The organism is Pseudoalteromonas sp. SR43-5 (assembly GCF_014163835.1).
Lineage (GTDB): Bacteria > Pseudomonadota > Gammaproteobacteria > Enterobacterales > Alteromonadaceae > Pseudoalteromonas > Pseudoalteromonas distincta.
The window spans coordinates 35,086-55,886 of record NZ_JACJEA010000010.1 but is presented as its reverse complement, the minus strand read 5'-3'; the positions used below and the strand labels follow the sequence as shown (position 1 = coordinate 55,886).

Below are 20,801 nucleotides of genomic sequence, written 5' to 3'. Positions count from 1 at the left end.
AGCATTACTCTAAGTGATTTATTTACAGGTGACTTGAGTAAGCCAATCCATTAAGCTAAGCGGTTTACAAATCTAAGCCAGTTTATGCTGCTAGGCTTAACAAATAAGCGATAAAACGCGTACAAAGCGAGAGTGGCTCGCTAATAATTAAGGTTAACTTTTTATGCATTGGTATTCTATTTTACCGCCGCTAATTGCGATTGCTATCGTGTTTTGGCGAAAAGAAGTGATTATGGCGCTACTTGTTGCTGTTGCTTCTTCTGAGTTTTTACTTGCCCTTCAGGGCGAAGGTAATAGCTTGTTTGACACTTTTTTAAATACCATAGAACGTATTATTTCGGTTGCCAGCTCGCCAGGTAATACACGCATATTAATATTTAGTATTTTAATTGGTGCACTGCTTGCCTACATTCGCGAATCTGGCGGCGTTGCAGCAACGGTTAATATGTTAATGAACAAAGGTATTGCAAAAAGTAAGCGCCAAGTGGGCTTTTTAACCATGTTTACCGGCATTGCGGTGTTTATAGAATCTAACTTGAGCGTACTTACCTCAGGGATTTTATCGCGTGGCTTATTCGACAAATTTAAAATGAGCCGAGCGCGTCTAGCGTACATTATTGATAGCACCAGTGCGCCAGTGTGTATTTTAATACTGCTTAATGGCTGGGGTGCGTTTGTACTTGGTTTGTTAGGTAACTACGAGCTAGGTGAGTCGGCTGTATCGGTGTTATGGGGCAGCGTAGGGTATAACTTTTACGCCATAATTACCCTTGCCATTGTTTTTTATACCATCGCGTTTGATAAAGTGCATGGCCCAATGAAAGAAGCCGAAGAGAAACTAGAGCTTCAAACAACTGACTTAAAAGAAGAAGTAAAAGGCTCTAAAGCGCGTTACATGTTAATCCCGCTTATTACGCTTATTACCAGCATGGTTGGCTTTATGTATTACACCGGAAATGGTGTATTAGCAGAGGGCAGCGGCTCTAAATCAGTATTATATGCAACGGTTTTAGCCATTGTTGTCGCTTACTTTTTAATGATTGGCTCACGTAAATTTACGCATCATCAATTAGTTGATACCGGTTTTAAAGGTATGGGCGAATTAATGCCATTAGTCGCCATTGTACTGCTTTCGCTTACACTTGGCGCAAGCTTAAAAGAGTTGGGTACTGGTGTATTTGTAGCGTCACTTGTTGGCGACTACCTACCTATTTACTTAATCGTACCTGTGCTGTTTTTAACCGGCGCAGTAATGTCGTTTACTACGGGTACATCGTGGGGCACGTTTGCTATATTAATCCCAATTGGTGTGCCACTTATTCAAGCGCTAGGTTTACCACCGTCGCTTGTGGTAGGTGCTATTTTGGGTGGTGGTATATTTGGCGATCACTGCTCGCCTATATCCGACACCAGCGCTGTATCGGCTATTGCATCGGGGTGTGACTTACTCACCCACGTTAAAACGCAGCTACCATATGCCTTATTTGGTGGCGGCCTTACATTTTTAGCGTACTTAGTAACAAGCATTATTGTTTTATAAAATACAATTGCTTAAATAGTCAAAAGCCTGCTTATTGCAGGCTTTTTTGTTTTTAAATTAAGACCGAGGCTAGTAATACCAAGCTTAACGACGCTCTAGCTATTAAATAAACAATTTAAATATAGACTTAAGTACCCGTATTTATATTTTTTAGGTTATTGTATAGCATGAGCTTTAAGCTTTTTGGTAGCTATAAATTCTTACTTTTTAACTCATATAAGGCTGTAAACCCACACTATGTTTGTAATTGATAATATCATTCTCGTTAGTGCCATTTTAATTTTACTTGGAGTGATCTCGAGCAAGTTATCTGCACGCGTTGGCTTACCGGTGCTGGTGCTATTTTTACTTGTAGGTATGCTCGCAGGTGAAGATGGTATTGCAGGTATTTCATTCGACAACGCAGAGGCCGCACATGCTCTGGGTACTCTCGCGCTTGCTATTATTCTATTTGATGGTGGCTTACAAACGCCCACCAGTTCAATTAAACAAGTGTGGAAACCCGCGTCTGCTTTAGCAACCATCGGTGTGTTATTTACCGCTGTAATTACAGGCCTTGTGGCCACTTATATTTTAGACCTACCCATATTACAAGGTGTATTACTGGGCGCCATTGTTGGTTCTACAGATGCCGCAGCCGTGTTTGCACTTTTACGAAGTGCGGGTATTCACTTGAATAAAAAGCTTAAATCGACCCTTGAAATAGAAAGTGCCTCGAACGATCCAATGGCTATTTTTCTAACGGTTGGTTTGCTCGAAATGCTCGTTAATGACATGCCAGTAGGGCTGGGTTTACTACAGTTATTTGCTCAACAAATGGGTGTTGGCGCTATTTGTGGTCTTTTAATTGGTAAAATATCGGTTTGGTTTATTAATCGCATTAAACTAAATGCATCGGGTTTGTATTTAGTGATGGTAACCGCATTTGGACTGCTTTCATTTGGCCTTTCTGCAACGCTCGGCGGCAGTGGATTTTTAGCTGTATTTATAACGGGTGTTATTTTAGGGAACAGTAAATTTGTATATAAACGCGGTATTTTTCTGTTTCATGACGGCTTAGCATGGCTTGGGCAAATAACCATGTTTGTTGTATTAGGACTTCTTATTAACCCATCGTCGTTGGTTGATGTATGGCTAGAAGGATTGCTTATTGCATTGGCACTCATTTTTGTTGCTCGCCCATTAGCGGTAGCGCCTATTTTAAAACTGTTTGGCTTTAATAATCGCGAAACCTTATTTGTATCTTGGGTTGGCCTTAGAGGCTCAGTACCCATTATTTTAGCTATATTCCCATTATTATTTGGCCTTTCAGGGGCTGAACTTATTTTTAATGTTGTTTTTTTCGTGGTGTTAATTTCAGCCACGTTACAGGGCTCAACAATGCCGTGGATGGCTAAAAAACTAAATTTAGTAGAGCCGCCACCTGATTTGGCTGCTGCAACGCTCGAAATCACAGCACTAAACGATATTGATATAGAAATTGTAGAATACACTTTAAGTGACGTTTCTCGGGTTTCTGGGCGTAGCTTGTCACATGCTGCACTTCCTGAGAGTGTGGTTGTTGCTATGATCACACGGGGCCCGTCAATCATACCGCCACGAGGCTCAACTAAGTTAAAACCAAACGATCATTTATTTGTTGTTTTAAAACCAGATAACAGACCTTTTGTTGATTTAGTTTTTACAGCAACCGATAAAACAAACCATCAAGATAGCCACTTAGCCCACAACGAACTTAAAGTGAAAGGGGTAACGTTGGTAGGTGATATATTTTACTCTTACCATATGCACATAGACGCCCCAGAGGGCATAAGCTTGGAAGAAGTGATTAACCAAAAGCTTTCAGGAGAAGTCAGTAAAGGGGCTATTGTTGTTATTGGTAATGTGCAAATACGCGTTATAACAATGGTACATACACGCATAGTCACCATTGGCTTAAAGTATTTAAACAATCCAGAAAAGCGACTTTTAAAGCAGTAATCATTAACAGTGATTTGTTAGATGGTGACACCGCGTTTATAGCTAAGTAGGTTGGGTTGAGTGACACGAAAACAAACGGTTCTCCAATGCAAAGAGCACACCCAAAGCTAGTTATAGGTAGTGTTTTTTGTAGGCGCATAGCTTGCTGGCGCGTCGGGCGGTAGCCCGAAATCTATGCATAGCCTTAAGGCCAAAGTCATATTACATTTCTTAGCTAATAAGGTTAGACCCTCGGACTCAATTTATTCTTGGCAGTATTATAAATAACAACCGAGCAAGCACTGCTTTAATCTGGGTATTACTCTGCGTTTGACCAAAATGAATCTCTTAGGTAGGCTAAATATATAAAATCAACTCGAACTGATTAGATGAAAGATAATAAAAATATAAGGTTTATAGATTTAACCACTAAAAATTTGGGGGTTATTTCTACAATTATCTTCTTTATCTACACTATATTTTGTTATTTCTGGACAGTGATTTACTTTAATAATTGGGGCGTTTTTGCTTTTGATTATTTATCAAATACTGACATTTATAATTTCACTATAGTATCTAGCGGTCTCCCTTTTTCACTAACACTTATTCTACTGACTCTATCAATAATTAAAGCTACAAAGGATATTTTTCATCTATTAGAGGAAAAAGATCGTACCAAGGGAATAGTTTATAGTGATAAGCATACTGGGTATGAAAAAGAAACTAATATGCTATTTGTAAACGCTCTAACTATAGTGATTTTGATGTTAGTGTCATATGCGGCTTACGGTTATCACTTAAAGTCTATTTCATCTAAGATTGAGTTAGCCAAATATAAGATAATAATTAAAAATCGTGAAGATAATATGTGTGGTCATATTATTAGTAATGTAGGTGATAATATAGTTATATGGGATTACAGCTCTGATAAAGTTGTGGCTTTAAACAAGAGTGCAGTCGAAAGTTACAGTGAGATGAGGTTGTCTCCACCTCCATTTGAATACAAATTGATATACCCTGATGGAACCTCAACGCCGCGTAAACATGGCTGGACTTCACAACCCCCCAGAAATATAAGAATAGAAACTGAAGACACTAAAAAAGCACTTAAGGAGTGGAAAAATAGTTTCCTAAAGCAGTGCTCCCACTCAGGATGAAAATATATTTTTAGTGACTATTCAAACGCTAATTGCGCTAAGTTGGCTTCCTAAATAAGTTCTGACTGGTAAATTTTCTCTGTTAATCTTTAAAGTTATTGTCTAATAGTTGAATGACTTTTAAACCTTTGGGGGTTATTTTTGCTTAGTCGCAAACAGTTCATTAACCTCTACACATCTTAACCCCAGCTCCTGCATGTTTAAGCGCAATAATTTGCCCTTTGCCGTTATGCGCCATAGCCAGCATATCACCTGTGTTTATATTACTTTCTACCGCATGTTTACCCTTTAAATCACTGAGCAGTGAATGCTTAATTTGCACTAGCACCTCGTCATTACAGCTGGCTATGTACCAGTCGTTATCTACCTTCACTAGAGTGCCGTATTCTATGTGGCGTTGTTGGTGGCGGCGTAAATCGTTAGCTAATTGGCTATCGAGTGCGTGTTTTTGCTCTGTAAAGGTGCTTGCGTAGCTACCTGCTTGATTTATTTCGTGTGTTTTAATAATTGAATAGTCGTGAATGTCTATAGTGTTAAATACGCTATTAAGCACGGTTTTAGGCTCAGTATTTATTACGTTGTTATTATCAAACACAATAAAGGCGAACACACCGAGTGCGCAGGCAAGGCTGGTTAGCTGTAGCGTAAAACTAAACCTTGTGGGCTTTTTAGGCTTTGTGTGCGTGGCTGTATTAAGTAGCGCTTTTTGTTGATCGCTTGTAAGTGTTATGCGCTCTTTTCGCTCTTTGTAGTGTTGTGTGAGCTTTTGATCAAACGGCTCATCAGGCTTGTTCATTGTTTGCTCCTAATAAACGTTTAAGGTGTTGCTTGGCGTAGCGCAGCCTTGTTTTAATGGTCTCAAGGCTGCTTTGCGTTATAAGTTCTATGTCGGCAAGCGAAAAGCCTTCTTGTTGCAAGGTTACGGCTTCGCGCTGTACAAAGCTAAGTTGTTTTAGGGCGGCGTCGAACGCGTCGTAACTTATGTTTGAGCTGCCTATAGTTAAGCCACTTTCGCTTTTATCATTTTGTGCTGCTAAATGCGTGTTTTCGTCAAGCTCTACAAAGTGCTGTTGCCTGCGGTATTCGTCAATGAGTGTGTTGCGGGCAAGTTTAAATAACCACGCTTTGGGTGTGGTTTGTGCTTGGTAAAGGTGGCGTTTTTCGATTACTTTTAGCCATGTTTGTTGGCTTACGTCGTATGCTAAATGCGTATTAGATTGCGTAACAAGGTAGTGGTATAAGTCGTTACTGTAGAGGGCTATAAGCTGCTCTAAGTAACGATTGTCGCCACTTTTTGCGTAACTTGCCATGCAGTCCTTGCTTGGCGTTTCAAATAACCATGACTTAATACTTAGTAGCATAGGCGTTTAGTCCGTTAAATAGAGTTATCTAATTTAAAATCGAGCTGTACGGTTTGACCTGTTTGTAATTGTGCCACACCTTCAATTACTTTGGGGCGATATTTCCAGCGTTTAATTGCTCTTATTGCTTCGCGGTCAAAGGTACGTTTTGGCTCGGCGTTAATAACTACTGGGTCGATTACTTCCCCCGTTGGCGAAATACTAAAGCTTAGTTGCACCCAACCTTCAACACCATCGCGTGCTGCTGTGGTTGGGTATTTAGGGTTTATGCGCACTATGGGTGTTGCATCCCCTGTTGGGCGATTAATGGTGTTGTTAATGTCGCCACCAAAATCGTCAATCGTAACTGGCGTAAAGTCGCTAATTGCCAACACAGGATCCGCTGATGTATCAAGCGGTGGAGCTTTTTGCGGCACTTTAGGCATAGGTGGTGGCGGCTGTATTTTTTGTATATGCCTTACTTTTGAATCCTCAGGCGCTTGAAAAATCTCTACTATAATATCGCCCCCAGGTTTAACCGGTGCGCGTTGCTCGCCACTTATTAAATATTGCATAAACGCAAAAGCTGCAAAGGTCATCGCGGCGCCGCCAATAAAGGCGGTCGATGTTTTAATAAATACTGGGTTGTTAGGTACTTCAAGTGTGTGCATAAGCCGCTCCAAATTTTATTGACCACTACAATTAGGGTGTTTTCAAAGCTATAACGGGTGGCAAATCAAAAAGGGGTGAAATAATTTTATAAAAAATGTGGGGTTTAGTTACAATAGCTATTCGCATTCTTTTACTTATTAACTTTTTAGGCTGTTATGCAACTCATTGAAATAAATAAAGCGCGTTACCGTAAACATTTAAACCGTGTTATTGCAGGATGTGGTATTGGTTTGGCTGTAGGCAGCTTGGCTATATCGCAAACGTTGATTGCTTTATTTCCCGATGAAAGTGGTAGCCACTTTCATTGGAACTTAATAGGCGTTGCTATTACAAGCGTTGGGCTTGCGTGGTTACTTAATAAATACCGTACACATAGCTTTATGACTGAAGTTGTTTATGTGTGGGAGCTTAAAAAAGCACTTAATAAAATAACCCGTAAAATGGCTAAGTTAAAAGCCGCTGGCCGTGAAGGTAATGCCGATGCGTTATTAGCGATTCATTATAGCTACGCGGGCTCTCGGTTATTGTGGCAACTAGACGATAACCTAATCACCATGGACGATTTAGCCATTAAACAAGCTGAGCTCGAATCTGTTGCAGCGCAACATAACGTAACGCTTAACGTTGAAGATTACGATGAAAGCATTTTAAAACAGTTTTAAAGCTTAGATTTTTAAATTAGTGAGAGGAGCCTTAATGAAAAAAGTACTCATAGTGTGTTTAGGTAATATTTGTCGCTCGCCAACCGCAGAGGCGGTATTAAAAGCCCGTGCTAAAAAACTAGGTGTTAACGTTAAAGTTGATTCGGCAGGGACTATTGGTTACCACGAAGGTAAAACGCCTGATAGTCGCTCAATGGCAGCAGGGGAGAAGCGCGGTTACAGCTTTAAAGGTATTTATTCACGTAAAGTGCGTACAAGCGACTTTACTGAGTTTGATTTAATTTTAGCGGCCGATACGCAAAATTTAGCTGATTTAAAAGCCCAGTGCCCTGAGCATCTACAGTACAAATTAGCGCTGTTTTTAGAATATGGCGAGCAAGCCCAAAGCGCTATTCCCGATCCCTATTACGGCGGCGATGATGGCTTTGAAAATGTGCTCAATTTAATAGAAGCGGCTAGCGATAAAATACTCGCTAAAATTTAATCCCTATTTTATTACTAAAGCTAAATTTAACGAGCTTTTAGTCGTATTGCATGGCGTCCCTAAAGTAAGTACATTTTATACTTACTCAAAGGGAACTTTATGAAAATAAAAATATTACTACTCACTTTATCTATCGCTTCTTGTTCTACTTTTGCTAATGATGTTAGTTTTTCGATTGGGGGTGGCTATCCTTACTTAGTTATTCCTGAGGTATCTTTATCGGCTAACGACGACACACAACGCTGGTATGCAAACTATAAACTAGGCCTTGATGATGGATTTTCTGCCGGTTTTGAACAAGCAGTTAGCGATAATAAAAAACATGCTTTTGGCGTACTTGTGGGCGCTATTGGTGCAAGAGATACAGACCAAGAGTGTGAAAGTTCAACTAATGATGTAGCAACTGACTTTGCTAATACGCTAGGTTGTGTAATTGGCGGTATTTTTGATGAAGAAACAACAAATGGTATAGGGCTTACGTACAACTACAACTTTAATGGATTGAACAGCGCTGGTTTTAGATTAAAGCTAGATGTGGGCTACGGTAAAGCAAGCGATAGCAATGAAAAAAGAGCCGATGGCGGAATTAGCGTAAGTTATGAATTTTAACTACGTAGAATTTGTATTAGTTGGTATTAAAAAAGACGCTTAAAGCGCCTTTTTTAATGAGCCGCTTTTAGTGGCGGTTAATTTTAAAGTCGAGTTGTACTTGAGAAATAGCGCTAACAGGTTTGCCATTTTCAAACTTTGGCGCGTAACGCCATTGCTCAAGCGCTGCTTTGGCTGATTTTTCAAATGCGCTGCCGCCTTCTGAGCTAAGTACTTTTGGGTTTTTTACAAAGCCAGCTGCGTCTACCTCAAACTCCATAACAACGCTACCATCGGTACTAAATCTGGCTTTGTTAACTGGGTATTTAGGATTAACACGATAGAGTGGTGTTTGCTCTTGCGATTCTTTCCATGGCACCATTTGAGCGATAGCTAGGCAATGTTTAGTTGCTTCTTCGCTTTTACCTTGCTTTTCGTACAGACCTACAAGCTTTGAATGAGCTGTTAGCTCTGCACTGTGATCAAAGTTTAAGTTACTATCGAATACAGTAACTATACGATTTAGCCTTTCAATCGCTTGATTGTATCTTTTACGACCCTCTGCGAATGAGGCCATTAAAAAATCGGCTTTTATGCGCTCTAGTGAGTTTTCAGGTAAGTTTTCTTGGTAGTATTCGTCGGCCTCTTCTAGGTAGTTTTTAGCCTCACGATATTTTTTAGAACTAAACTTTTTAGCCAGTAGCGTTGCAGCTTCAAGTTTCATGTCGGCTAAAAACTTAGGGTTATTTTGTGTTTTAGCTATACCTATTACTTGTTCTAAAAAGTTAGCTGCTTTGTAAGCTGATGTTGTGTAGTTAGCTTTTCCGAGCAGTGCATCAACTGTTTCTATTGATTGTTTGCCGTGATTAGCCGCTAAAATAGTATGTGCTTCATCATAAAGTGCAAAACGTTGTTCGTATAGCTCATCGCCGTAGCCTTTAATAGCTTTAGCGTAGTTAATAGCTAAGTTAGCAGTATTGTCGTCGCTTTTACCGTAAACGGCTTTACCTGATGTGTAAGCAAGTTTGGCAGCTTGTTGCACGTTTTCGTCTGCTTTAACTGCTGCTAAATAGCTTTGGTATGCTTGGTTAAATACCGTTTGAGGATCGCTTGCTTGGCTGGCGAATGCTGTAGTGCTTAAAGTTGTTGCGCTTAAAGCAGACAAACTTAAACCGATAAATAAAGCGAGTTGCTGACGTTTCATAATAATCCCTATCGTTGTTTAAAATACAAAATACCAAACGTGCCTGTAGGTGTCACTGATTAAGGTAAATCAACGTAAATAATATTGGCGGTTATTTGTATTAATTTATTGCTTAACAATCATTGAAAATAACGCCTGTCGTCGCCATATATTTGCCATAAACAGTCTTGTACTACGGTGTATTTATCCTATTTTGTGATACTATCACTTTATTGTCGTGTCGTAGTTATTTAAATATTTGGATTTGTCGTGGCGCAAGTAAGAGCAAGAGTCCAGCTTAAAGTTGGCAGAAATAGTGATATCCCTGCAGAAATAATCTCATTTACTGATTTAAAAGATGGTAAAGAACATATTGCTATGGTGTTTAATAACGCCGATACAGAGCAAGATGTACCGCTAATTCGTATGCATTCAGAATGCCTAACGGGCGATGTATTTTACTCATCGCGTTGTGATTGTGGTGAGCAGCTAAATGAATGTATTGAAATGATGCACGAGCAAGGCGGTATTTTATTGTATTTACGCCAAGAAGGCCGTGGCATTGGTTTATACAACAAAATAGACGCTTACGTATTGCAATCGCAAGGTATGAACACCTACGAAGCTAATAATCATTTAGGCTTTGCTGATGATTTACGTGACTTTTCGGATGCGGTATTAATGCTCAATGCGCTTAATTTAAGTCACGTTAAATTAATGACTAATAATCCTAAAAAGCTTAATGCATTAAAAGATGCCGGTATTAATGTTGACTCGGTTGTGGGCACACATGCGCACATTAAAGCGGGTGTTGCGGGTAATAAATCGTACCTAGAAACAAAAATTAAGCATGGCGCGCATATGTTAGATATTAAGAAAATTAAAAAACCTTAATTATTTAATTACGTTTCGTCTATTAATCCCCCCTCACGCCAAGTTATACTTGGCGTGTTTCGTTTTAAATTAAGAGCAAGTATGTCTACACAATTACGAATTTTTAAAGCCGATGCAGGGCTAAAGTGGTTAAAAGCCGGATGGCTTATTTTTAAAACCCAGCCAGCAACCTTTATTTTTATGCATTTATTTATTGGCATTGTAGGGCTGCTGTCTTTATTTTTACCGCTGCTGCAAGTAGTAGCAGCACTCGCTACGCCATTTTTAACCGCAGGGTTTTACCAAGCGGTGCTTAGTAAGCAACAGGGCGGAAAAATTATGCTAGCCGATATTCTCAAGCCATTTACGGCTAAGGGAAATCGTTTAGGGTTATTACGTTTAGCACTTTATCAAATGGGTGCGGGTATTTTAATGGCGTTACTTGCTAATGGCTTATTTGCCGATGCAGTGGCTGTTATGAGCCAACCAGGACTTGATCCAAACGTAGCACTTGAGCAAATGCTTGAGAGTATTTCGGGCGCGAATGTAATTTTATTTTTTATGGCAATGCTAATTTATTTAACGGCATTTGCGTACGCTGTGCCACTTGTTTATTTTAGTAAAGAAACACGCATTTTAACGGCGCTTAAAAAGTCGTTAATGGTGTTTTATCATAATATTTTGCCACTTGGCGTTTTTGGCCTTATTTGCGCATTATTTATGGCGCTTTCGATGTTCTTATCGTTCTTACCACTGTTGATTTTAATGCCGATTTGCTACATTAGCTTTTTTGTATCTTATCAAGCCATTTTTATGCCTGTTGTACCATTAAGTGACGACATTAATGTTAAGCCACTTAGCAGTGAAACAAGCGGACGTTTTGACGCTTAATGGATGATAAATTAAAGCAAAAACTAAAAAACTATGTACTTTGGTTACTAGGGCGCCAAGAATATTCGCGTCGTGAGTTAACGCTCAAATTACAGCAAAAAGAAGCGACAGAAGAGTTTATTGAAACGCTGCTTGATTGGTGCGAAAAGCACAATTTTATTAACGAGCAGCGATACTGTGAAGGCTTTGTAAGAAAACACATATTTAAATGCCACGGGCTTAAGCGAATACAAAGCGAAGCTATGGGCAAAGGGATTGATCGTTCGCTACTTGAAATGGTAGTTGAAGAGCTTGAAATAGATTGGTTTGAGCTTGCGCAGGATGCGTACAATAAAAAATATTCGAATACACCGCCAGATCTCGATTACAAAGATAAAGCTAAGCGCGTGCGCTACTTAATGTATCGGGGTTTTAGCTACGATGAAATTAATTTTGCAATGCAAGCACAGTAAATACAGGTGAGACTTTCAAATGCAGCACATGACTACCGCACAAATTAGGCAACAGTTTTTAGACTTTTTTGCCAGCAAGCAACATCAAATAGTACCTTCTAGCTCGCTTATACCGGGTAACGATGCCACGTTGTTATTTAATAATGCCGGCATGGTGCAATTTAAAGATGTATTTTTAGGCGCAGAAAGCCGCCCTTATACACGTGCGACAAGTTCGCAGCGCTGTGTACGTGCTGGCGGTAAGCATAACGATTTAGAAAACGTAGGCTACACTGCTCGCCACCATACATTTTTTGAAATGTTAGGTAACTTCAGCTTTGGCGATTACTTTAAGCAAGACGCGATTAAGTTTGCGTGGGAGTTTTTAACTGAGGTTGTTAAATTACCTCAAGAAAAACTGCTTGTTACTATTTATCACGATGATGAAGAAGCGTTTGAGTATTGGTCAAAAGATATTGGCTTAAGTGAAGATCGTATTATTCGTATTGCGACCTCTGACAACTTTTGGTCTATGGGCGATACTGGTCCATGTGGTCCGTGTTCTGAAATATTTTATGACCACGGCGAGCATATTTGGGGCGGACCTCCGGGCACTCCAGAGGAAGACGGCGACCGTTTCATCGAAATTTGGAACCTTGTATTTATGCAATACAACCGTCAAAGCGACGGTACTATGTTGCCTCTACCTAAGCAATCTGTTGATACAGGAATGGGCCTTGAGCGTATTTCTGCTATTTTGCAGGGTGTGCATTCAAACTACGAAATCGATTTATTCCAAGGCTTAATTGCAGCAGCTGCAAGTGTAACTAACGCGCAAGATATGGACGATAAGTCACTACGCGTAGTGGCGGATCATATTCGTTCGTGTGCGTTTTTAATCTCTGACGGTGTTATGCCATCTAACGAAGGTCGTGGTTATGTACTACGTCGTATTATTCGTCGTGCTGTGCGCCACGGTAATAAGTTAGGTGCGCAAGGTTCGTTTTTCTATAAGTTAGTTGCTGCGCTAATTGAGCAAATGGGGCAAGCGTACCCAGAGCTTGCTAAGCAACAAGAAATTATCGAAAAAGTATTACGCATTGAAGAAGAACAGTTTGGTAAAACACTTGAACGTGGCTTAGCTATTTTAGAAGAAAGCTTAAGTGACCTTAAAGGCGATATTATACCGGGCGACTTAGTATTTAAACTTTACGACACGTATGGTTTTCCAGCTGATTTAACGGCCGATGTTGCGCGTGAGCGCCAGATGACGATTGATCATCAAGGTTTTGAAGAATGCATGGCTGTACAACGTAAAACAGCGCAACAAGCGGGTAAGTTTGGTGCTGATTACAATGAGCAATTAAAATCAGAAAAGCTTACTGAGTTTAAAGGCTACGACAGCACGCACCATAGCGCGACAGTGGTAGAAATTTTTGCCGGTGGCGAAGCTGTTCAGTTATTAGAAGATGGTCAACAGGGTATTGTAGTATTAGACCGCACACCGTTTTACGCTGAATCAGGCGGCCAAACGGGCGACACGGGTACTATTACAGTTGCTGGTGGCGAATTTAATGTTACTAATACCACTAAACTTGGTAATGCTTTTGCTCACTACGGTACTGTGCAAGGCCGCATTGGTGTTAACGATAAAGTGGATGCGACTATTGATGATGCACGCCGCGATAGCATTAAGAAAAACCACACAGCTACACATATTTTACACGAAGCACTACGTCAATTATTAGGCGACCATGTAGGCCAAAAAGGCTCACTTGTTCAGCCTGATCGTTTACGTTTTGACTTTTCGCACTTTGAAGCGGTTACTAAAGATGAGCTACGTGAAATTGAGCGTGTAGTTAATGACGAAATTCGTCGTAACTTTGCACTCAATACTGAGCTTATGGCTATTGATGATGCTAAAGCGAAAGGTGCTATGGCGTTGTTTGGCGAAAAGTACGATGACGAAGTACGCGTAGTTACTATTGGCGACTACTCTATTGAGCTTTGTGGTGGTACTCACGTTGAGCGCGCAGGCGATATTGGTTTATTCAAAATAGTATCTGAAAGCGGTATTGCAGCAGGCGTTCGCCGTATTGAAGCGGTAACTGGTGCTGATGCAGTTGCTTATGTTAGCGAGCAAGAGCAACAATTACATGATGTAGCTGCTTTAGTTAAAGGCGATAGCGCATCGGTACTTGAAAAAGTAACCGCGTTACTTGAAAAGTCTAAAGGTCTTGAAAAGCAAATTGCGCAACTTAACGATAAGTTAGCAAGTGCAGCGGGTGCATCTTTACTTGATTCGATTGTTGAAATTAACGGCATTAAGCTACTTGTAGCAAATGTTGAAGGTACTGAATCTAAAGCACTGCGCGGTATGGTTGATGACCTTAAAAACAAAATTGGCTCAGGTGTTATTGCACTGGGTGTTGCCAGTGGCGACAAAGTAAGCCTAATTGCTGGTGTAACTAAAGACTTAACAGGCAAAGTAAAAGCCGGTGAGTTAGTTAACCACATGGCAGGCCAAGTAGGTGGTAAAGGTGGCGGCCGTCCAGATATGGCACAAGCCGGTGGTAGTGAGCCACAAAACCTTGCTGCTGCACTAGATAGCGTTACAGCTTGGTTAACTGAGCGTACTTAAGCCTAAGTGGCGCTTATTGTTCAAAAATTCGGTGGCACTTCGGTCGGCTCAATAGAGCGAATTGAAGCGGTCGCCGACCTTGTTGTAAAAACCAGACAACAAGGACATCAAGTGGTTGTGGTGCTCTCGGCTATGTCGGGAGAAACCAACCGCTTAATTAATCTCGCCAAAAAAATCGATACTCGTCCGAGTAGCCGTGAACTAGATGTACTTATTAGCACCGGAGAGCAGGTTTCTGTATCACTACTTGCTATGGCTATTATAAAACGTGGCCACTCTGCTGTGAGCCTATTAGCCGATCAAGTCAATATTTTAACCGATAACATGTTTGGTAAAGCTCGTATTGCAGGGGTTGCTGCTACGCGTTTAAAGCATGAGCTTGAGCATAATCGTATTGCTATTATTGCTGGGTTTCAGGGGCGTGATGTTGAGGGCAACATTACAACGCTTGGGCGCGGCGGCACCGATACATCGGCTGTGGAAATAGCTGCGGCTATAAAAGCTGACGAATGCCAGATCTATACAGACGTTGACGGCGTATATACTACAGATCCTCGTGTTGAACCTAACGCGCGCAGAATGAGCCAAGTTACCTTTGCCGAAATGCTAGAACTGGCAAGTTTAGGGGCGAAAGTTTTGCATATTCGCTCAGTAGAAGCCGCAGGAAAACATAATGTGCCACTTAGGGTGCTTTCGAGCTTTAATCCCGATGAAGGTACATTAATAAGTTTTGAGGAGAACGATATGCCAAGCAAGGTTGTATCGGGGATAGCGTTTAATCGTGACGAATGTTTAATTAAGGTACAAGGTGTGCCAACGGGCACGCAATATCTTTCAAAAATATTGAAACTTTTTGCCGAAAATGGCATCGAAATAGATATGATTAATCAAGTTAATCATAACTTTGAAAAAATAGACTATGCTTTTACTGTGCACTCGAATGATTATCTGCAAGCACTTGAATTATTGAGTGAAGATCAAGCTCAGCTCAGTGCTCAAAATATAAGCGGATTGCAAGCGGTAGCTAAAGTTTCTGCTGTTGGCATGGGTATGAAATCACATTCTGGTGTCGCTAGTTTATTTTTTGATGCATTAGCGCAGGAAAATATTAATGTGGTTTTAGTCTCGACTTCAGAGATTAAAATTTCAGTTTTAATAGATGAAAAGTACTTAGAGTTGGCTGTTCGTGCATTACACAAGGCATTTTTAACAGAAAATGGATAGATTGCGAGTTTTTACTTACTTTTCAGTCTAATTTTCATTAGTATGTTTAAGCGGAATCTTATAATTTTTATTGGAACATGGGAGCAAGAGAATGCTAATACTAACTCGTAGAGTAGGTGAAACCCTAATGATTGGTGACGAAGTAACAGTTACTGTTCTAGGTGTTAAAGGAAATCAAGTTCGAATCGGTGTTAATGCACCAAAAGACGTATCAGTGCATCGTGAAGAGATTTACATGCGCATACAAGCTGAAAAGTCGAACCCTAATCCGGGCAATGCTTAATCAACACGTACACGTAGTTGAGTAATTAACTCAACTAGACTAAAAGCCACTCACTGAGTGGCTTTTTTGTTTATAAAAGCGAGTGTTTCAGGACTAAGTATTTGTTTTGATATGTACTGCATGCCGCTTTTGTTTTTAATAATAATACCTTGTTGGGTGTCTATTACTTCGCTTATATTTTGCCATTCTAATTGATAGCTTTTGTAATGATTAGCAGATTTAATACCTTCTTCATCAAAGGTAAGTGTTACCTCAGAGCCTGATGCTCTGCTGAGCATTTGTCTGGTTACCCACCATGGTCTGCGATAGTAAAAAGCGACGCACTCGAGTACCGCTAACATGATCATAAACGATCCTAAGTAATGATCGTTTAAAACATAAATGCCAAATAGACCAAGCGCAACTAACAACACAAGTAAAAAGTATTTAGGTTTTGCACGCTTACTATAAGGGAGTGACTCATCAAAACACTCGTAAAAGTAGGGTTTATCTAATGTGTAGGTGGTTGTGAATGCCATTTTGCCTTGCTTTAAATATCGTTTTTTTTATTTTAACAAGCTAACTGCTAAATGAGCAGCTTTATAGTCAGTGATTTTATTACTGGCACAAAAAAACGGCTCGAAAGCCGTTTTTTTAGCGGTACAAGAAGAATTAACAGTTAGTTTCTTCAGCGTTCACGCCTTCTTTAACATTTTCACATGCATCTTCAACAGAGTTTTGCACATCAGTTACTGCTTCGTCGATACGTTCGCCAGCATCTTCTGCATGGTTGTCTTCACAACCCATCATGAAAAAACCTGCAAATACTGCGATTAGTGCTGCTTTTAAAGTTGTAGAGTTCATAGTGTAATTCCTTGTAAGTATTAATTAAATTTTAGTGTTTGTTAGATGAATGCTTTATCTACCTGGGTGATTTACCACGTAGTGCACCTGAAACTAATGAAATCACTAAAAGTACTAAAAAGATAAAAAATATAATTTTTGCTATACCAGCTGCGGCACCTGCGATGCCACCAAAACCTAACACTGCAGCGATTAAAGCAATAACTAAAAATGTAATTGTCCAGCGTAACATTGTTTTCTCCTTGGTTATCAAATTTGCTCATAATAACTAATGCCAGTTATATGCCAAAATTTATTTGGCATAAATATCAATTAGTTATGTGTTTTTGCTGTTATTCTAGCTATTAGTTGGTTAGTAACTTTTACGCTTTGTTATGTAAGTTATTCACACTGTTGCAAATAACTGCTAAATGTTCACTAAATAAACTTATTTTGGTAAGACCAATTAACAATTGGTGTGTGGCTTTGCATTTTATATTAAGAATTAGTGTTTATTTTTACTTAGCTTGATAGTTAATTAACAACTTCCATATAACTATTAGCTATAGTCGTTATTTCTTGTATGTATTGTAGAGCGCGTGATTGCTGAGTTATGGCATGTAAATTAATTGAGTGTTATGTTATTTATTGTTTAATTGGTTTTACCAATTTACAAGATGTAGACAAAGCGATTAGTTTTGTTATTATCCAGTGAATAAATATTTAATTAAATCGATTTTTTATTTTCGATATGGGTTTCAAGGGGAGAAAAATGGATATAGGTGCTCTACTCACAACGGCTGGTAACTTAATGCTTACTGGCATGGTTGGGGTGTTTGTATTTCTGTCGATATTAATTGGTGCAGTAACGCTTATGTCTAATTTGGTGACGCGCTTTAGCGAACCTGACGTGGCGACACCAGTTAAATCACCATCTTTTAAATCTCAAGGTGTGCCTAATGAGCACATCGCTGCTATTAGTGCTGCCATTGCTCAGTACAAATCAAATAATAAATAAGGGGCACACACATGGCTAAATTAAAATTAACAGAATTGGTATTACGCGATGCTCACCAATCATTATTAGCAACGCGTATGCGCCTAGACGATATGCTACCGATTGCTAGCAAATTAGACGATGCGGGTTATTGGTCTATTGAATCGTGGGGCGGTGCTACATTTGACTCGTGTATTCGTTATCTAGGCGAAGATCCTTGGGAGCGTATTCGTGCACTTAAAAAAGCGATGCCTAATACTAAACAGCAAATGCTATTACGCGGTCAAAACTTATTAGGTTACCGCCATTACGCTGATGACGTAGTTGAAAAATTTGTAGAACGTGCACATAAAAATGGCGTTGACGTATTTCGTATATTTGATGCAATGAACGATGTTCGCAATCTAGAAACAGCTATTAAAGCGGCTGTAAAAGTAGGCGCTCACGCTCAAGGTACTATTTCGTACACAGTTAGCCCAGTTCATACACTTGATATGTGGCTAACTCTTGCAAAGCAGCTTGAAGATATGGGTTGTCACTCAATTTGTATTAAAGATATGGCGGGTTTATTAAAGCCGTACGATGCTGAAAAACTAATTAAAGCACTTAAAGAAACTGTATCTATTCCAATTGCTATGCAGTGCCACGCTACAACAGGTTTAAGTACTGCTACTTACCAAAAAGCAATTGATGCTGGTATTGATATGCTCGATACCGCTATTTCATCAATGAGTATGACTTATGGACATTCCGCAACTGAAACTATTGTATCGATAGTTGAAGGGACTGAGCGTGATACTGGACTTGATTTAAACCACCTAGAAGAAATTGCTGCTTACTTTAGAGATGTACGTAAAAAATATGCGGCATTTGAAGGTAGCTTAAAAGGGGTTGATGGGCGTATTTTACTAGCTCAAGTACCTGGTGGCATGCTTACAAACATGGAAAACCAACTTAAAGAGCAAGGCGCAGCCGATAAGCTTAATGAGGTTTTACTTGAGATCCCACGTGTACGTGAAGATCTTGGCTTTTTACCTTTAGTAACACCAACGTCGCAAATTGTTGGCACTCAAGCGGTACTTAATGTGCTAACGGGTGAGCGTTATAAAACCATTACTAAAGAAACTGCTGGCGTATTAAAAGGTGAATATGGCTTAACACCAGCACCAATGAATAAAGAGCTACAAGAGCGCGTGCTTGATGGCGCGGAAGTTATTACTTGTCGCCCTGCTGATAACATTGCACCTGAGCTTGCAACGCTTGAAGCTGAGTTATTAAAAGAAGCACAAGAGCAAGGTTTAACACTTGCTGATGATCAAATTGATGACGTATTAACTTATGCATTATTCCCACAAGTTGGTTTGAAGTTTATTAAAAACCGCAACAACCCAGATGCATTTGAGCCAGTACCTTCTGTTGAAGATAAAAGCAGTAAAGCACCTTCTAAATCAGTTTCAAATAATAACAAAGTGAAGGCTGAGCAATACAGCGTAAAAGTAGATGGTAAAGTTTATGACGTAGTCGTAGCGCAAGGTGGTGAACTTAAAGAAGTAACATTAAAAGACTCTGAGCACATTCCTCAATCTGCTTCGGTTGCATCAGGTGAAACACTTAACGCGCCTCTAGCCGGTAATATTTTTAAGATTAAAGTAAAAGCTGGGCAAGTTGTTAACGAAGGCGATGTAGTGATTATTATGGAAGCCATGAAAATGGAAACTGAAATACGCGCTACGCATACCGGAACAATTGCTGAAGTGTTAGTTAGTGAAGGCGATGCTGTAACTACCGGCGACGCTATGATTGCATTAGCTTAGGAGTAAATAGAGGATGGAAGGTATTTTAAACCTCTGGAATGCGACAGGCATTGCTAACTTTACAATCCCATCGTTAATAATGATTGCGGTAGGGTGTTTATTACTGTTTTTAGCAATAGCTAAAGGCTTTGAACCACTATTATTACTACCTATTGGTTTTGGTGCAATTTTAACAAATGTACCAGTGGCAGGTTTGTCAGACCCAGGTGGGCTTTTGTACTACGTTTATTATGTGGGTATTGATACGGGGATTTTTCCGCTGTTGATATTTATGGGAGTAGGGGCGCTGACCGACTTTAGCGCACTTATTGCAAACCCACGTATGTTGTTATTAGGTGCGGCTGCACAGTTTGGTATTTTTGCTACATTGTTTGGCGCTATATTACTTAACTATGTGCCAGGTTTTGAATTTACTCTACAGGACGCATCGGCTATAGCCATTATAGGTGGTGCCGATGGGCCAACAGCAATATTTTTAGCATCAAAACTGGCACCTGATTTACTAGGCGCAATAGCAGTAGCTGCGTATTCATATATGGCACTTGTGCCAATTATTCAGCCGCCAATTATGCGTGCACTAACAACCCCAGAAGAGCGTAAAATAAAAATGCCAGAGCTTCGCAAAGTATCTAAAAAGGAAAAGATTATTTTTCCACTTATGGTGCTTAGTTTAACGGCTATGTTTTTACCGGCTGCTATACCGCTGGTAGGTATGTTTTGTTTAGGTAACTTAATGCGAGAGTCGGGTGTTGTTGATAGATTAAGTAACAGTGCTCAAAACGAAATCATTAATGTTACAACTATATTTTTAGGCTTAGCTGTTGGTTCAAAGCTTGCTGCAGATAAGTTTTTAACTGTTGAGACGATTGGTATTTTAGTGCTTGGCGCACTGGCTTTTGCAATTGGTACGGCATCTGGCGTATTTATGGCAAAAGGACTTAACCGAATATCTAAAACGCCTATAAATCCATTAATTGGGGCGGCAGGTGTATCGGCTGTGCCAATGGCGGCACGAGTAGTTAATAAAGTTGGCCTTGAAAGTAACCCACATAACTTTTTACTTATGCATGCAATGGGACCCAACGTAGCGGGTGTACTTGGTAGTGCAGTTGCTGCGGGTATTTTATTAGCACTTGTTGGCTAAAAATGTAATTTAAAATAGATTAACCATTAAGCGCAGTTTACTGCGCTTTTTTTTGTTCTTAATTTCTTCACCGCTAAATGGTTTCTTGTTCAGCAC

22 protein-coding genes are annotated in these 20,801 nt (G+C 39.9%); 15 read left to right on the top strand and 7 right to left on the bottom strand.

Going from position 1 to position 20,801, the window contains the following annotated elements:
- The first annotated feature begins 163 nt into the window (after nt 1-163).
- The 3 genes from H5090_RS07765 (at nt 164) to H5090_RS07755 (ending at nt 4,656) form a co-directional block, all read left to right on the top strand.
- The gene (locus tag H5090_RS07765) at nt 164-1,540 is read left to right on the top strand and encodes a Na+/H+ antiporter NhaC family protein (RefSeq protein ID WP_039488351.1); all 1,377 of its coding nucleotides are present in this window, start codon (nt 164-166) and stop codon (nt 1,538-1,540) included.
- 237 nt (nt 1,541-1,777) lie between these two features.
- A complete protein-coding gene (locus H5090_RS07760) occupies nt 1,778-3,520 on the top strand; it encodes a potassium/proton antiporter (protein ID WP_182695426.1) in 1,743 nt (580 codons plus the stop codon).
- A gap of 368 nt (nt 3,521-3,888) precedes the next feature.
- A complete protein-coding gene (locus tag H5090_RS07755; protein ID WP_182695425.1) occupies nt 3,889-4,656 on the top strand; it encodes a hypothetical protein in 768 nt (255 codons plus the stop codon).
- Between the two features lie 163 nt (nt 4,657-4,819).
- Here the strand turns inward: H5090_RS07755 and H5090_RS07750 are convergent, their stop codons facing one another.
- The 3 genes from H5090_RS07750 to H5090_RS07740 are packed head-to-tail and all read right to left on the bottom strand — an operon-like array spanning nt 4,820 to nt 6,667.
- The gene (locus tag H5090_RS07750) at nt 4,820-5,452 is read right to left on the bottom strand and encodes a hypothetical protein (protein ID WP_182695424.1); all 633 of its coding nucleotides are present in this window, start codon (nt 5,450-5,452) and stop codon (nt 4,820-4,822) included.
- On the bottom strand, nt 5,439-6,017 hold the full coding sequence (locus tag H5090_RS07745) for a sigma-70 family RNA polymerase sigma factor (protein WP_259395070.1): 579 nt from the start codon (nt 6,015-6,017) through the stop codon (nt 5,439-5,441). Before H5090_RS07745 ends, H5090_RS07750 begins: the two co-directional genes overlap by 14 nt.
- Before the next feature lie 14 nt (nt 6,018-6,031).
- Nucleotides 6,032-6,667 (bottom strand): energy transducer TonB, encoded by a 636-nt coding sequence (locus H5090_RS07740; protein WP_182695423.1) that lies wholly within the window; start codon nt 6,665-6,667, stop codon nt 6,032-6,034.
- Between the two features lie 156 nt (nt 6,668-6,823).
- Between H5090_RS07740 and H5090_RS07735 the strand changes: the two genes are divergently transcribed.
- The 3 genes from H5090_RS07735 (at nt 6,824) to H5090_RS07725 (ending at nt 8,423) form a co-directional block, all read left to right on the top strand.
- On the top strand, nt 6,824-7,330 hold the full coding sequence (locus H5090_RS07735) for a DUF3087 domain-containing protein (protein ID WP_024606258.1): 507 nt from the start codon (nt 6,824-6,826) through the stop codon (nt 7,328-7,330).
- Nucleotides 7,331-7,364: 34 nt separating this feature from the next.
- On the top strand, nt 7,365-7,814 hold the full coding sequence (locus H5090_RS07730) for a low molecular weight protein-tyrosine-phosphatase (protein WP_002961928.1): 450 nt from the start codon (nt 7,365-7,367) through the stop codon (nt 7,812-7,814).
- A gap of 99 nt (nt 7,815-7,913) precedes the next feature.
- Nucleotides 7,914-8,423 carry a hypothetical protein gene (locus tag H5090_RS07725; RefSeq protein WP_182695422.1) on the top strand — a complete coding sequence of 170 codons (510 nt, stop codon included), beginning with the start codon at nt 7,914-7,916 and terminating at the stop codon, nt 8,421-8,423.
- A gap of 67 nt (nt 8,424-8,490) precedes the next feature.
- On the opposite strand, the gene H5090_RS07720 is transcribed toward H5090_RS07725, so the two are convergent.
- Complete coding sequence (locus H5090_RS07720) at nt 8,491-9,606, bottom strand: energy transducer TonB (RefSeq protein ID WP_182695421.1); 1,116 nt, start codon at nt 9,604-9,606, stop codon at nt 8,491-8,493.
- A 249-nt stretch (nt 9,607-9,855) separates the two neighbouring features.
- Here H5090_RS07720 and ribA point away from each other — a divergent pair, with 249 nt between their 5' ends.
- The 6 genes from ribA to csrA all read left to right on the top strand — a co-directional run bounded on the left by ribA (nt 9,856) and on the right by csrA (nt 15,928).
- Nucleotides 9,856-10,479 carry a GTP cyclohydrolase II gene (gene ribA, locus H5090_RS07715; RefSeq protein WP_002961931.1) on the top strand — a complete coding sequence of 208 codons (624 nt, stop codon included), beginning with the start codon at nt 9,856-9,858 and terminating at the stop codon, nt 10,477-10,479.
- Between the two features lie 81 nt (nt 10,480-10,560).
- Nucleotides 10,561-11,349, top strand: coding sequence for a BPSS1780 family membrane protein (locus tag H5090_RS07710; protein ID WP_024595741.1), 789 nt, complete (start codon nt 10,561-10,563; stop codon nt 11,347-11,349).
- The gene (locus H5090_RS07705; RefSeq protein WP_002961933.1) at nt 11,349-11,801 is read left to right on the top strand and encodes a regulatory protein RecX; all 453 of its coding nucleotides are present in this window, start codon (nt 11,349-11,351) and stop codon (nt 11,799-11,801) included. Before H5090_RS07710 ends, H5090_RS07705 begins: the two co-directional genes overlap by 1 nt.
- A gap of 19 nt (nt 11,802-11,820) precedes the next feature.
- Nucleotides 11,821-14,421, top strand: a complete 2,601-nt coding sequence (alaS, locus tag H5090_RS07700; protein WP_182695420.1) for an alanine--tRNA ligase — start codon at nt 11,821-11,823, stop codon at nt 14,419-14,421.
- A gap of 6 nt (nt 14,422-14,427) precedes the next feature.
- Nucleotides 14,428-15,645 carry an aspartate kinase gene (locus tag H5090_RS07695; RefSeq protein ID WP_182695419.1) on the top strand — a complete coding sequence of 406 codons (1,218 nt, stop codon included), beginning with the start codon at nt 14,428-14,430 and terminating at the stop codon, nt 15,643-15,645.
- Between the two features lie 91 nt (nt 15,646-15,736).
- Complete coding sequence (csrA, locus tag H5090_RS07690; protein WP_004587515.1) at nt 15,737-15,928, top strand: carbon storage regulator CsrA; 192 nt, start codon at nt 15,737-15,739, stop codon at nt 15,926-15,928.
- A gap of 50 nt (nt 15,929-15,978) precedes the next feature.
- Here the strand turns inward: csrA and H5090_RS07685 are convergent, their stop codons facing one another.
- From H5090_RS07685 to H5090_RS07675, 3 genes are all read right to left on the bottom strand, one after another.
- Nucleotides 15,979-16,446, bottom strand: coding sequence for a YcxB family protein (locus H5090_RS07685; protein ID WP_182695418.1), 468 nt, complete (start codon nt 16,444-16,446; stop codon nt 15,979-15,981).
- 133 nt (nt 16,447-16,579) lie between these two features.
- A complete protein-coding gene (locus H5090_RS07680; RefSeq protein ID WP_002961938.1) occupies nt 16,580-16,771 on the bottom strand; it encodes a hypothetical protein in 192 nt (63 codons plus the stop codon).
- 58 nt (nt 16,772-16,829) lie between these two features.
- Entirely contained in the window at nt 16,830-17,003 is a 174-nt protein-coding gene (locus H5090_RS07675) for a DUF1328 domain-containing protein (RefSeq protein ID WP_002961939.1), read from the bottom strand.
- Between the two features lie 519 nt (nt 17,004-17,522).
- On the opposite strand from H5090_RS07675, the gene H5090_RS07670 reads away from it, so the two are divergent.
- The 3 genes from H5090_RS07670 to H5090_RS07660 are packed head-to-tail and all read left to right on the top strand — an operon-like array spanning nt 17,523 to nt 20,705.
- Nucleotides 17,523-17,768 (top strand): OadG family protein, encoded by a 246-nt coding sequence (locus H5090_RS07670; RefSeq protein WP_002961940.1) that lies wholly within the window; start codon nt 17,523-17,525, stop codon nt 17,766-17,768.
- A gap of 11 nt (nt 17,769-17,779) precedes the next feature.
- Nucleotides 17,780-19,561, top strand: a complete 1,782-nt coding sequence (gene oadA / locus H5090_RS07665; protein ID WP_138489620.1) for a sodium-extruding oxaloacetate decarboxylase subunit alpha — start codon at nt 17,780-17,782, stop codon at nt 19,559-19,561.
- A 13-nt stretch (nt 19,562-19,574) separates the two neighbouring features.
- The gene (locus H5090_RS07660) at nt 19,575-20,705 is read left to right on the top strand and encodes a sodium ion-translocating decarboxylase subunit beta (RefSeq protein ID WP_002961942.1); all 1,131 of its coding nucleotides are present in this window, start codon (nt 19,575-19,577) and stop codon (nt 20,703-20,705) included.
- The last annotated feature ends 96 nt before the right edge of the window (nt 20,706-20,801 follow it).